General features: G+C 69.2%; 15 protein-coding genes. 5 read left to right on the top strand and 10 right to left on the bottom strand.

The annotated features are described in order from the left end of the window. Positions 1–9 precede the first annotated feature (9 nt). Positions 10–597, bottom strand: a complete 588-nt coding sequence (locus ACOZ4N_RS04020) for a hypothetical protein (protein ID WP_424018654.1) — start codon at positions 595–597, stop codon at positions 10–12. A gap of 210 nt (positions 598–807) precedes the next feature. On the opposite strand from ACOZ4N_RS04020, the gene ACOZ4N_RS04015 reads away from it, so the two are divergent. Next, positions 808–1,785: a D-2-hydroxyacid dehydrogenase gene (locus tag ACOZ4N_RS04015; protein WP_424018653.1), complete on the top strand. Its 978-nt coding sequence runs from the start codon at positions 808–810 to the stop codon at positions 1,783–1,785. 5 nt (positions 1,786–1,790) lie between these two features. Here ACOZ4N_RS04015 and ACOZ4N_RS04010 read toward each other — a convergent pair whose 3' ends face one another. Beyond that, entirely contained in the window at positions 1,791–2,165 is a 375-nt protein-coding gene (locus tag ACOZ4N_RS04010; protein ID WP_424018652.1) for a VOC family protein, read from the bottom strand. A gap of 102 nt (positions 2,166–2,267) precedes the next feature. Between ACOZ4N_RS04010 and ACOZ4N_RS04005 the strand changes: the two genes are divergently transcribed. Next, the gene (locus ACOZ4N_RS04005; protein WP_424018651.1) at positions 2,268–2,975 is read left to right on the top strand and encodes a helix-turn-helix domain-containing protein; all 708 of its coding nucleotides are present in this window, start codon (positions 2,268–2,270) and stop codon (positions 2,973–2,975) included. 60 nt (positions 2,976–3,035) lie between these two features. Next, positions 3,036–3,986: a ribonucleoside-diphosphate reductase gene (locus ACOZ4N_RS04000; RefSeq protein ID WP_424018650.1), complete on the top strand. Its 951-nt coding sequence runs from the start codon at positions 3,036–3,038 to the stop codon at positions 3,984–3,986. A 188-nt stretch (positions 3,987–4,174) separates the two neighbouring features. On the opposite strand, the gene asd is transcribed toward ACOZ4N_RS04000, so the two are convergent. From asd to ACOZ4N_RS03960, 8 genes are all read right to left on the bottom strand, one after another. Continuing rightward, positions 4,175–5,212, bottom strand: coding sequence for an aspartate-semialdehyde dehydrogenase (asd, locus tag ACOZ4N_RS03995; protein ID WP_424018649.1), 1,038 nt, complete (start codon positions 5,210–5,212; stop codon positions 4,175–4,177). Between the two features lie 121 nt (positions 5,213–5,333). Next, positions 5,334–5,525 carry a 30S ribosomal protein S17e gene (locus ACOZ4N_RS03990; RefSeq protein ID WP_424018648.1) on the bottom strand — a complete coding sequence of 64 codons (192 nt, stop codon included), beginning with the start codon at positions 5,523–5,525 and terminating at the stop codon, positions 5,334–5,336. A gap of 74 nt (positions 5,526–5,599) precedes the next feature. Then, positions 5,600–6,193 (bottom strand): DUF447 domain-containing protein, encoded by a 594-nt coding sequence (locus ACOZ4N_RS03985; protein WP_424018647.1) that lies wholly within the window; start codon positions 6,191–6,193, stop codon positions 5,600–5,602. Next, positions 6,186–6,671 carry a hypothetical protein gene (locus ACOZ4N_RS03980; RefSeq protein ID WP_424018646.1) on the bottom strand — a complete coding sequence of 162 codons (486 nt, stop codon included), beginning with the start codon at positions 6,669–6,671 and terminating at the stop codon, positions 6,186–6,188. Before ACOZ4N_RS03980 ends, ACOZ4N_RS03985 begins: the two co-directional genes overlap by 8 nt. Further along, the gene (locus ACOZ4N_RS03975) at positions 6,668–7,537 is read right to left on the bottom strand and encodes a triphosphoribosyl-dephospho-CoA synthase (protein WP_424018645.1); all 870 of its coding nucleotides are present in this window, start codon (positions 7,535–7,537) and stop codon (positions 6,668–6,670) included. The genes ACOZ4N_RS03980 and ACOZ4N_RS03975 overlap by 4 nt, the downstream gene beginning before the upstream one ends. Further along, positions 7,534–8,319, bottom strand: a complete 786-nt coding sequence (locus ACOZ4N_RS03970; protein WP_424018644.1) for a tRNA-dihydrouridine synthase — start codon at positions 8,317–8,319, stop codon at positions 7,534–7,536. The genes ACOZ4N_RS03975 and ACOZ4N_RS03970 overlap by 4 nt, the downstream gene beginning before the upstream one ends. Beyond that, complete coding sequence (gene cofD / locus ACOZ4N_RS03965) at positions 8,316–9,308, bottom strand: 2-phospho-L-lactate transferase (RefSeq protein ID WP_424018643.1); 993 nt, start codon at positions 9,306–9,308, stop codon at positions 8,316–8,318. Before cofD ends, ACOZ4N_RS03970 begins: the two co-directional genes overlap by 4 nt. A 55-nt stretch (positions 9,309–9,363) precedes the next feature. After that, entirely contained in the window at positions 9,364–10,170 is an 807-nt protein-coding gene (locus tag ACOZ4N_RS03960) for a DUF7537 family lipoprotein (protein WP_424018642.1), read from the bottom strand. A gap of 91 nt (positions 10,171–10,261) precedes the next feature. On the opposite strand from ACOZ4N_RS03960, the gene ACOZ4N_RS03955 reads away from it, so the two are divergent. Both ACOZ4N_RS03955 and ACOZ4N_RS03950 read left to right on the top strand, forming a co-directional pair. After that, entirely contained in the window at positions 10,262–11,494 is a 1,233-nt protein-coding gene (locus ACOZ4N_RS03955; protein ID WP_424018641.1) for an HD domain-containing protein, read from the top strand. Continuing rightward, a complete protein-coding gene (locus tag ACOZ4N_RS03950) occupies positions 11,491–12,528 on the top strand; it encodes an amidohydrolase family protein (RefSeq protein ID WP_424018640.1) in 1,038 nt (345 codons plus the stop codon). The genes ACOZ4N_RS03955 and ACOZ4N_RS03950 overlap by 4 nt, the downstream gene beginning before the upstream one ends. Positions 12,529–12,552 lie beyond the last annotated feature (24 nt).

The raw sequence follows: 12,552 nt of genomic DNA, 5'->3' as shown, positions 1-12,552 counted from the left end.
AAATGCCGTTCATTCGACGGCGCGACCGACCGTCAACTCGCCGGCCCCGTCGCCTGCCACGCGGCGGTCGAACAGCGCCGACCAGTCGAATTCGGCCCGCTGGACGAGATCGTCGAGCCGCCGGCTGAGTTCCTGAAACCGCTCGCGAGCCACGCGATACTCCTCCACCGCGTTTCGGGAGGGCGCGTCGAGTTCCCGCTCCAGCCGGGCTTTCCGTTCGGCCAACGTCGCCGATTCCGCGAGCAAGCGTTCACAGGCGGTCTCGACCAACAGGCGCTCGGTCGTACCTGCGAGCCGTTCGGGGTCTGGATCGAGCATCGTCAGATCGGGGTCCAGTCCCGGGGCGCCGCCGTCGAGCAGGACGACCCGGCACCCGTCGGTCGCGTCCCGGAACGTGCCCGCACCGAGACCGTCGCGTTCGAGTAGTGCCTCGTCCGCGAGAACGACGTCGACGGCGGTGCCGACCTTCTCGTAGACGTCGAGCCTGCCCGCGGCAGTCCAGACGTTGTACTCCTCGCCGAGCCACTCCTGATAGGTTCGCCGCCGCGACTCGTCTCCCATGGCGACGAGCACGACGCGGTTTCCCCACGTGTCCATATCTCCGATGCCACAGGGCAATACAATCAAGTAGGGCGACCGTTCGATCCGTTTCGTTCAGTTTATCCGGTTCGAATACTACCGGACTCGAGCTGGTTCGGGTTCTCGACGGCGTCGGACGGTCCTGCGAGCTGGTTTCCGGCGACCGCGAAACGCGTCACGGGCCCGCTCGCCCCCAGACTTTTATCTGCCGGTACCGCCACCCCGACCATGACGCGACCGGACGACCCGAGCCGGGACCTGCTGATCCTCGGCGAGAAGTTCAACGGCCTGTCCCCGGCCGACCTCGCGACCGCGCTCCGCGGCCGCCTCCCGGACTGGACGGTCAGAGAGGCGACGACACCGAATCCACCCCGGGAACAGGTGGCGAACGCGAGGGTGCTGGTCGGGCCGACCGTCGATCCCGATCTGCTCGCCGACGCGCCGGAGCTGGAACTGTTCGCCTGTACCTACGCCGGGTACGATCACCTGCCGCTCGCCGACCTCGCCACCCACGACGTGGCGGTGACGACCGCCGGCGGTGTCCACGTGCCGAACGTCGCCGAACAGGCCGTCGGGTTCGTCCTGACGTTCGCGCGAGGGCTCCACGACGCCTGGCGGCGACAGGAGCGCCGGGAGTGGCGCGTCGCCGATCCCGGTGAACTCGCCGGCAGTACCGTCACTATCGTCGGGCTGGGTGCTATCGGGACCGGGATCGCGGAGCGACTGGCCCCGTTCGGCGTCGAGACCGTCGGCGTCCGTCACTCACCCGAGAAGGGCGGTCCCTGTGACGAGGTCGTCGGCTACGACGACCTGCACGACGCGCTCGCCCGGTCGGAGTACGTCGTCCTCGCCTGCCCCCTGACCGACGAGACGGAGGACCTGATCGACGAGGCCGCGTTGCACGCGCTCCCGACCGACGCGGTGCTGGTCAACGTCGCTCGCGGCGGCGTCGTCGACACCGACGCGCTGGTCGCCATGCTCCGCAGTGGCGGTATCCGCGGTGCGGCGCTGGACGTGACCGATCCCGAACCGCTCCCCGAAGACCACCCGCTCTGGAACTTCGGGAACGTCCAGATCACGCCCCACAGCGCCGGGCGCACGCCGGCCTATCACGACCGGCTGGCCGACATCGTGGCCGGGAACGCCCGGCGAGTGATCGACGGCCGTCTCGACGAACTGGAAAATCGCGTCGCGGTATCGGAGTGACCCGATCAGTCGTCCAGCGGTTCGATCAGTTCCACGACGTGGCCGTCGGGGTCCTCGACGAAGGCGGTCCGGGCACCCGCCGCGGGCTGATCGCTCGGTTCCTGGACGACACCGTGGTGGTCGATCTCGTCGAAGGCGGCGTCCACGTCGTCGACCGCGACGGCGAAGTGGTCCCAGCCGTCGCCGAATTCGAACTCGTCTTCCCCCTCGGTGTCGGACAGCTGGAGTTCGACGCCGTTGCCGTCGGCGACGTAGACGTTCCGCGTCGTGCCGTCCTCGCTCGTGAACTCCCAGGAGCGCTCGAAATCGAGGTTCTCGACGTACCAGTCGGCCAGTTCGTCCGCGTCCGAGACGTTCATGCAGGTGTGCAGGATGTCCATCGCGTGCGAGCCTTCCCGTGATGGCGGCTTAAAAGGGGTGACTCCGACCGGGGGCGACTGTCAATGCCAACCATTATCACGTAGGATTTCGCCTAATAGAACATGAGGTACGGGACGTTCGTGCTGACGCCGGACCGGGGGTGGTTCCATCCGAAGGAAGCTGCGTTCCGCGACCACGACGTGACGATGGTCGCGATCCGAAATATCACGCTGCTGGCTGACGGAACAGTCGTACTGCTCAACGAGTTGAACGGGCCGACGAGCAACATTCTGGACGCGCTCGCCGAGACCGAAGACGACATGATCGACTACCAGCTGACCGACACGGACGACGGGAAGCTGCTCCGCTGTCACTTCCACCCGACAGAACTGGTGGACTCGCTGTTGACGCTGCTGGAGGAGTTCGCCGTCCTGCCGGAGTATCCGCTGGAGTTCGTCGAGCCCGCACAGTCGAGTCTCAAGCTCACGCTGATCGCCGAGGAGGCGGCGCTCCGGGAGATGATCGACGTGATCCCCGAGGGCGTCTCCGTCGACCTGCTCCGGATCGGAACCTACGACCCCGAGAGCAAGACCCTCTTTTCGGGCCTCACCGAACGCAAGCGGGAGGTCGTCCGGAAAGCCGTCGAGAAGGGGTACTACGAGATTCCGCGCGAGGTGACCTGCGAGGAGATCGCCGCCGAACTCGACTGCTCGGCGGGGACCGTCGCGGAACACCTCCAAGCCATCGAGAGCCAGTTCGTGACGGAAATCGTCCCCGCGGGCTACGACACGACCGCGCGGGAGTCGATGCGGCCGCTCGGGAGCTCTTAAAGCACCTGCTGGTTGGGGCGAAGGACACTTGACCGGGTCCGAGGTATGGGTTGAGAGACCATGACACAGGTAGAGGATACGAGCCGCGACATGCGGCTCGACCCGGACTCGTTCGCCCAGGGCTACTTCAAGAACGCAGTCTACCGGCACTGGGACCCCTACGGGGACATCCCACAGGAGGACATCGAGGCCGACCGCCGGAAGTTCATCGAGGACGAGCCGACCGAGGAGGAGTTCGAGGGCCTCCGGACGACGCTGGCGCTGTTCGGCGCGGGCGAGGAGGCCGTCACGGAGGACCTGATGCCGCTCGGGATGGTTCTGGAGGACATCAACAAGCAGATGTTCGTCTCCAGCCAGATCTACGAGGAGGCCAAACACACCCAGTTTTTCGACCGCTACTGGCGCGAGGTGGTCAATCCCGTCGAGGAGGAACTGGGCTTCGACGTGACCAGGCCGACCGACCAGCGATTCTTCAACGACGACTACGTGGAGCTGTTCGACCGCAACGAGGCGGCCATGGAACGGTTGCTGGAGGAAGACACACCGGAGAACCGGGCGAAGGCGTACTGTCACTACCACCTCGTCGTCGAATCGGTGCTTGCCCAGACCGGCTACTACGGCATCCAGTCGGCCTTTTCCGACCAGGGCTCCGACGAGGTGGCGGTCCGGGAGTTTCCCCACATGGCGGGGCTGGTCGAGGGGATCACGCGCATCCGGAGCGACGAGGGCCGTCACGTCGGCTTCGGGATGCAGGAGGTCCGGACGCTGATCCACGAGGAGGGCGTCGACGCCGAAGTCGTCCAGAACACGCTCCAGGATCTGATGCCGCTGGTCGCGGGCATCGTCCGGCACTCCTCGCAGGGTGAGGCGACGAATCCGATTCCCGTCATCGAGTACTCGCGGAACAAGCTGACGCGCCGGGTCGAGATCCTCACGGAACAGGACGCGGAGATTCCGCCGGTCGACGAACTCGTGAAGATCGAAGGGGACGGCGAGGCGGCGGCGGACTGAGCGCGGGGCCGGGCTGTTTGCGGTTGCGGTGTCGGAGCGGTTTGCGGTGGCAGTTGCGGAGCGGTTTGCGGTGCGGGAGGAATCAGCACAGCATCCGCGAGCGCGCCGACGGCGCGCGAGCGGCCCTTTTCCCCAAGTTTTTGATCGAGGGGGTGCGCGCTCAGCGCACCCCCTCGATTAAAAAGTGGTCAGATGTAGCCTTCTTCCAGCAGCAGTTCGCCGTTGAGGACGCTGGCACCGGCCGCGCCGCGGATGGTGTTGTGGGCGAGGCAGTTGAACTGGATACCGTCGGCGGTCTCCTGAATGCCGCCGACGGCGATGCCCATGCCGTTGCTCTGGTTGCGGTCGAGGCGGGGCTGGGGTCGGTCGGGCTCCTCGAAGACCTCGATGAGCTGGTCGGGCGAGGACGGCAGGTCGATGCTGGGGTACTCGCGCAGGGCCTCGGCGGCGTCCTCGACGGTCACGTCCTCGGCGGTGTCGGCCCAGACGTTCTCGAGGTGGCCGTCCAGCGTCGGGATGCGGTTACAGGAGGCGGCGACCTCGGCGTCGTTCCAGTGGACTTCCGCACCGTCGAACTCGCCGAGCAGTTTCCGGCTCTCGGTCTCCATCTTCGTCTCCTCGCCGCCGATGTGCGGGATGGCGTTGTCGATGATCTCCATGGAGGTGACGCCGGAGTAGCCCGCGCCGGAGACGGCCTGCAGGGTGGAGACGCGCACGTCGGTCAGGCCGAAGGCATCGTCGAGCGCGGCCAGCGGCGGGACCATCGTGATCGTCGAGCAGTTGGGGTTCTTGACGAGGGCACCGTCCCAGCCGCGTTCGTCGCGCTGGACCTCGATGAGGCCGAGGTGGTCGGCGTTGACCTCGGGGATGGTGAGCGGCACGTCCTCGTCGGTCCGGAAGTTCGAGGAGTTCGAGGACATGACGTAGCCCTGTTCGACGAATTCGGGTTCGACCTGTTCGCCGACGCTGGAGGGGAGCGAGGAGAAAAGCAGGTCCACGTCGTCGGGGACCTCGTCGGGGTCGGTCGCCACGACGGTCATGTCGGCCACGTCTTCCGGGATGGGGCTGTCGACGCGCCACTTGGCGGCTTCGCGGTAGGACTTGCCCGCGCTCGCGCTGGAGGCGGTCAGGGCCGCCAGCTCGAAGTCGGGGTGCGGGTCGATCTGCTGGATGAGTCGCTGTCCGACGGCACCGGTCGCGCCGAGAACGCCTACGCGTACTGTCATTGGTACCCACAGCTACGGCCGGGCCTCCTCAAAACGGTTTGGAAAGCCGTCGCCGACGGCCGGCTGTCGGGACCGACGGCGTCGAGACTGGCGGGCGGGCAAATCGAAGGAGAAATCGAGATTACGCGGGGACTTCGGCGCCTTCCTTGCGGGTGATGTAGCCCGCGATGCGGTTGCGGACGCCCTTGGACTCGATGTTGGTGAGTTCCGTGACCAGTTCCTTGTTGTGCTCGAAGTCGTGTCCGAAGGCCTCGGGGTATCGCTCCATCAGGATGGTCCCCGTCTTCTTGACGTAGGCCGGTTTGATTGCCATGTTGGTCGTACGTGCTGGCCCAACTCTGAAAAAGGGTTCGAAAGGCGACCCGTGCGAGTCCGTCCCCGGCCCCTTCACCCGTCCCACGAGCAGTTGGCCCGAACCACGTCCATCGCCGCCCGCTCGCGCTCGCCGCCACAGCGTTCGACGACATCCGCGAAGTAGTCGAGCCGGGATTGTAGCTCCGCGCGGTCGTAGGCCGGCACGTCCAGCCGGGAGGCCGCCACGGTCGCCTCGATCACGGCGTAGTAGCCCCGGTTCGTCGTCGGGACGGTCTCGCGCTCGACGGCGGTCTCCTCGGGGTCGAGCGCCCACTCGACCCACTCCGTGTCGCCGTCCGTGCCCGCGTCGATCCGGTCGACGGTGACGCGCGCCCAGGCGTCGGCGCTCGACAGTACGGGGTCGGACTCCTCGCGGACGGTCATCGCGGCCTCGGCGAAATCGAGGGGATCGGTCGTGAACTGAACGTACCCCTCGCCGCGCTCCCGGAAGTTCCGCCAGGTGCGGGTGCGGCCCCAGGTGCGTGCGGTGACGGGAGCCGCGTCCCCGGGGTCGCTCTCGGGCGCGTGCAGGCCGAGCGCGGCGACGTTCCAGCGGTCGTTCGGCCCCAGCGTCGCGACGACGGACTCGGTGACGCCCCGAAGGGCGACGGGCCAGGACTCAGACATCGATATCCGCCTCCGGATCGCGCCCGTACCACCGGCGGAGCGCGCCGCCGAGGGCTCCGAACAGCGTCGCCGGCACGGCGTACGTGACGGCGATGCCCATGAGCCCGAGCAGGAGGAAAGTCGGAGGCGCGTCGGCCTGCAAGAAGAGCGCCCCCTGGGCCAGCGTCGTCCCGACGAAGACGGCCCGGAAGCCGGTGTCGGCGCTCCTGCGAAGGGACCCGCCGTCGATCCAGCCCGCGACCACCGCCCCGGGATACAGTCCGAGTGCGCCCGGACGCAACACGGTCGAGAGCGTCGCCGACCGTTCGATCCCCGTCAGCAGTGCGATGGCCGCGTACCCGAGGACCGCCACCGTCACGCCCGCGCCGATGGCCAGCGCCCCCCTCTCGGCGCGGATCGGGAGGCGGCCGCCCTCGGAGTCGGTGGACTCGCCCGGCGTTCCCGGTGGGTCGGGCCACTCCTCGTCGTCGTCGCTCATATCTCCAGCCCCCGTTCGAGCGCGACGAACAGCGCGGCGGCGGTCAGATCGGCGGTCGTCCCGGGGTTGATCCCCTCGGCGACGAACTCGTTGGCCAGCGTCCACGGGTCCGCGTCGCCGGCCAGCGCGGCGGCCGCACGCTCGGTCGCCCGTTCGGCCGTCTCGCGGTCGTGCTGGGTCGCGACGAACGTGTCGGGTTCCGCGGCCAGCAGTTCCAGAAAGACCCGCGCCGTCCGATCCGGGACGGCCCCTTCCAGTTCGAGCAGACGCTCGGCCGCGTCGAACGAACGGTCGAACTCGCCGGTCCACTCGCGGGCGATGCCATCGATCTCGGCGGAGTCGGTCATCACGTCGTACAGGGTCACGCCCCGATCCTCGATGGCAGGGACGGCCTCGGCACCGCGGCGCACGTCCAGCGCGTCCATCCCTTCGGGCGGGTCGTCCACGGCCACGTCGACGTGCTCGAAGGCCCGGTAGAAGTCCGCGGCGTCCGCGACCGTCGTCGCTTCGGCCAGGTCACCGGCGTGGCGCCCCGACAGGTCGTCCTCCGCGGCGGCACGCACCAGGGGCACGAGGACCAGCAGGGCACCGAACTGCGTGTTGCCGGCCCGTTGCTGGCTCATCCCCGCGACCGCGCGCTCGAAGGCCCGACCCAGGCGCTCGCCGTCGGCGGCCAGATCGAGGCCGCGCCGCGCGCCGACGCCCCCGGCCACGAAGTGCTCGAACCGCAGGTCGTCGTAGTCGTGCGCGCGGTCGACGTTGCCGGGTTTGGGCGTCCCCGTCACCTCCAGCAGGAGGGCGAGCTGTGCATTCTGGGCGACGGTGCGCTCCGGCGGTGGTTCGACGCCCGAATCGGCGGGACTCACGACTCGACCCCCTCGGCGAACCACGCCGTCGTGGCGTCGCGGACGCGTTCGAGGACCGCCGGCTCGTCGCTCGGGCGGCCCACGCTCACCGCGTCCGCGCCGTACGCCAGGTACTCCCGGACGCTCGCCTCGTCCCGGACCTCGTTGTTGGCCACGACGAACAGATCGGTCGCCGCGGCCACGTCGCCGACGACGGCCTCCGAATCCATGGCGTCGACGTGGACGGCGTCTGCACCCGCGGTTTCGAGACGGTCGGCCAGCGCCGGGAGGGCGACCCCTGGAACCTCGGTCCGGACCTTGACGCTCACTGTCGCGCCAGTCTCGGCCGCGGTCTCGACCTGCTCACACAGTCGGTCGGGGTTCCGGAGCAGAGACTGCCCCGCGCCGGCCGCGCACATCTCGTCCTGTCGGCAGTGGGCGTTGATCTCCACGAAGGCGTCCCGGTCCCGGCAGACGGCGGCGACTTCGCGGAGCGGATCGAGTTCGGTGGTGCGGACGTTGAACCCAGCGCGGATGGGCACGCCGTCCAGTGCGGCCAGTTGCTCGTCGACGAACGCGACGGGATCGGCGGGGAGAAACTCCGTTCGGTCCCGGGCGACGAGTTCGCGGGCGGCCGCCCGCGTCGACTCGTCCAGCGCGATGCCCCCGAGGACGGCCGCGCCGGCGTACTCGCTCGCCGCGCGCGCCCAGTCGGCGTCGGACTCGCCGCTGAGGCTGGCAAGCACGACCCGCGGGCGGAAGTCCAGCGGGGCGGGCGGGTCGGACGCGGCGTCGCGGCTCACGACACCACCTCCAGCGCCTCCCGGCAGGCCTCGGCGACGCGCCGGGCGTCGACCTCGGTGTCCAGTCGCGTGTCGGTCCGGACGACCGGCCGGTCGAGGTCGGTCCCGTCCTCGTCGTCGAGGACGAACGCGTCCGCGAAGTCGTAGGCCTCGGCGACCCCGGCCGTCGACGGCTCGTACCCTTCGGCGGCCATCAGCTTCCCGGCTGGCCCGGAGAAGACGTGATCCTCGACGAAGGGAGAGACCGCGACGACGGGCGTCTCCCGGAGTGCGTCCGCGATGCCGTCGACGGCGAGCATCGGGCCGATACTCGTGATCGGGTTCGACGGACCGACGACGACCGGTTCGCTCAGCCCTGTGAGCACGGCGTCGGTCGCGGTCGCGTCCGCGCCGCCGCGGAACTCGACGGACTCGACGGTCGGCTCGCCCTCCCGGCCGACCCAGAACTCCTGGAAGTGCATCGGCCCGTCGGGGGTGTGGACGATACTCGCCACCGGGTCGTCGCTCATCGGCAGTATCTCCCAGGGCGTGTCGAAGGCGTCCGCGAGCGTGCGCGTGACGGCGGTGAGTGATCGGCCCTCGTCCAGCAGACTCGTCCGCGTCAGATGGACGGCGCGGTCGCGGTCGCCGATCAACATGAACTCCGCGACGCCGGAGAAGCGCCGCCAGCGGGCGATCTCTCGGCCCGCCGTCTGGCGCTCGTCGGGGAGGTAGCGCGGTCCGTCGTCCAGGCCGGCGGCCGCGGCGAGGCGGTGGAGTTCGTCGTCCGTCACCGTCGAGTCGTCGGCGATGCCCCACCAGGTATCCAGGTCGAGTTCGTCGCCGCCGAGAAAGAGGACGGTGTCCACGTCGGGACAGACCAGGTGCCCGCCCAGTTCCACGTCGTCGCCGGTGTTACAGACGACGGTGGTCTCGGCCGGCGGGAAGACGGCGTCCGCGCCCCGGAGGAGTTTCGGCGTCCCCGTGCCTCCGGAGAGAAACGTGACCATACCGGTGGTCGGGAAGCGGCGCGGTAAATCCTTTCGCCAGGGGCAACCGGGCCCGTTACTCGCCGGTGACCCGTTTGGCCTCGTCGAGCCACGACGGCTCCGGTACCGGGGTCGACCCGACCCCGGCGTACTCGACGGCGACGACGTACCGGAGGCGGCCGTTCTGACGGGGACCGCTCGTCACGTCGTAGCGGAACGACCGCAGCGAGCCGTCGTCGGCGACGCGGAGTTCTGCCGAGACCGCCGACAGCGAGGCGGGATCGAGGAAGGTCAGGCCGTGTTCGTCGGGGTCGAGCCGGTCGGTCCCGTTGGCGGCGTAGACGTGGACCGTCTCGCCGTTTCTCGTCTCGGTACCCTCGTAGCTGAAGTTCAGTCCCCGGATGTACCGGTTTATATCGGGGTAGAGGTAGGCATCAGTGCTCCCGCCAGCCCCTGACTGGCGGTCGTAGGCGATCTGTCCCTCGGTCCGTTCCCGGAGATAGGCGGTGCCGTTCTCGTCGACGTACGCCGCGGTGGGTGGCGTCGTCGTCCCGTTCTCCAGGAGCCGGTAGACACCGCTCGACCGGTCGACCTGGACCGAGGCGTTCGTGTACTGGAGCAGGGCGCCCGACGCCGCCGCGCGGACGACGGCGTCCTGTCGGAAGCTGAACGAGCCTGCGTCCGTCAGCACGCCGCGGTGGCGCTCCCGGACGGCCGTCCCGTTCAGCGGGAGGTCGTACGGACCGTCGACGGTCGTGTTCGATTGGTTCGCGGGTGACTGGGTCGGCGTGCCCGTCCCGCCGGGCATCCCACAGCCCGCGAGGGCGACCACGGCGAACAGCGAGACCAAGGCGATGGCGTACCGGTTCACGTCCGCCCCCACGCCGCCACCCGTCTTGAAAGGGGCGACTTCGCCCCGGGGACCGGACCGGCGGCGTGTGAAGTAAAGTGGCGGCGGTGCCAACCCCGGCACAATGGATATCAAGGACAGCGTCCACGACCACATCGAGGTGCGCGGGGTCGCGAAGGACCTGCTCGACACGCCGCCGGTCCAGCGGCTCCGGCACGTCCGCCAGCTCGGAACCGTCACGCTCGTCTACCCCTCCGCCAACCACACCCGCTTCGAACACAGCCTCGGCGTCTACCACCTCGCCGACGAGGCGCTGGCTCACCTCAACGTCGAGGGTCAGCAGGCCGAGCGCGTCCGTGCCGCGGCCCTCCTCCACGACGTGGGGCACGCCCCCTTCAGCCACAACGTCGAGTCGGTCGTCCACCGTCACACCGGGAAGTGGCACGACGACGTGCACGAACTGCTGGAATCCGGTGCGGTCGCGGAGGTACTCGCCGATCACGGGCTGAACCCCGACGCCGTGGCCGACCTCGTTGCTGGCGACGGCAAGCTCGGCCAGCTCGTCTCGGGCGAACTCGACGTGGACCGGATGGACTACCTCGTCCGCGACGCCCACCACACCGGCGTCCCCTACGGCACCATCGACCACGAGCGGCTGGTCCGGGAACTCTCGTTCGTCGACGGGGAACTCGTCCTCGCGGAGGGCAACGTCCAGACCGCCGAGAGCCTGCTGGTCGCCCGGGCGCTGATGACCCCCACCGTCTACAGCCACCACACCGCCCGGATCTCCAAGTCGATGCTCCGGCGGGGTGCCGAGCGCCTGCTGACCGAAACCGACACCACCGCCGAAGCGATGCGACGGATGGACGACCACGACCTGCTCGTGGGCCTGCGCCAGTGCGACGCGACCGCCGAGACCGCCCGCCGGCTGACCGAGCGCGACCTCCTGAAACGCGCCGTCTGGGCGGAGATGGGCGACGTGCCCGAGGAACTGCTGGAACAGGATCACGACGGAATCGTGCAGGCCGAGCGCGAGATCGCGGCCGAGGCGGAGGTCGACCCGGCCGACGTGATCCTCGACGTACCGGGCCGGCCCGAGATCAAGGAGTCGACCAGCCGGGTGATCGTCAACGGGGAGGTCCGGCCGCTGGGCGACCAGTCGACGCTCGTGGGCGCGCTCCGTGCGGTCCAGCGCGACCAGTGGCGACTCGGCGTCTACGCGCCCGAGGGCGTGACCGAGCGGGTCGGCCACGCCGCCAGCCGCGTCCTCGGCCTCGACATCGACGGGTCGCTGATCAGCGACGCGCGCCCCGGCGTCCACACCACGCTGGACGACTTCCAGGAGGCGGGCGAATGAGCGACCGGCGCGTGATCGAAGGCCGCATCCTTCGCGGGAGGGACTTCGAGGCCATCGACGGCCGGGTCGTGATCGAGGACGGGCAGATCGTCGCCGTGGAGGAGGACCCCGTCGACACCGACGATATCGTGGTCCCGGCGTTCGTCAACGCCCACACGCACATCGGCGACTCCATCGCCAAGGAGGCTGGCGAGGGGCTGAGCCTCGACGAACTCGTCGCGCCACCCGACGGCCTGAAACACCGACTGCTCCGTGAAGCCGGCCACGAGGAGACCGTCGCGGCGATGGAGCGCTCCCTCTCGTTCATGCAGTCGGGCGGGACGGCCGCCTGCATCGAGTTCCGCGAGGGCGGCGTCGAAGGCGTCCGCGCGATGGCCGAGGCCGCCGAGGGCCTGGAGATCGAGTCGGTGACGCTTGGCCGCGAGGAGATCGAAGCCATGGAGGCCGCCGACGGGTTCGGAGCCAGTGGCGCGCGCGACGGCGAATTCGGTCGCGAGCGGACCGCCACGCGCGAGGCGGGGAAACTGTTCGGCATCCACGCCGGCGAGCGCGACCCCGACGACATCAACGGCGCGCTCGACCTCGATCCGGACTTCCTGGTCCACATGGTCCACACCGAGCCGATCCACCTGGATCGCGTCGCGGACAGGCACGTGCCCATCGTCGTCTGCCCGCGCTCGAACCTGGTGACCGGCGTCGGCACGCCCGACATCGCCGAACTGGCAGACCACACGACGGTCGCGCTCGGGACGGACAACGTGATGCTCAACAGCCCCTCGATGTTCCGGGAGATGGAGTTCGCGGCGAAACTCTCCGGCGTGTCGGCCCGCTACGTCCTCAAGATGGCCACCCACCACGGAGCCGACATTGCGGGGCTGAACTGCGGCGTCATCGCGGAAGACCGCGACGCGCGACTGTTCGTCCTCGACGGCGACTCGGACAACCTCGGCGGCTACCGGAACCCCGTCCGCGCCGTCGTCCGCCGCGCCGGCGTCGACGACGTTCGCGAGGTCGTCCTCGACGCCGCGGACTGACGGGGAACCCCCGTCAGTTCCCAG

Source organism: Halorientalis pallida, from assembly GCF_049605515.1.
In the GTDB taxonomy this organism is placed as follows: Archaea; Halobacteriota; Halobacteria; order Halobacteriales; family Haloarculaceae; genus Halorientalis; species Halorientalis pallida_A.
Note: the sequence above shows the minus strand (reverse complement) of the source record. Positions and strands in the feature narration are given on the sequence as shown.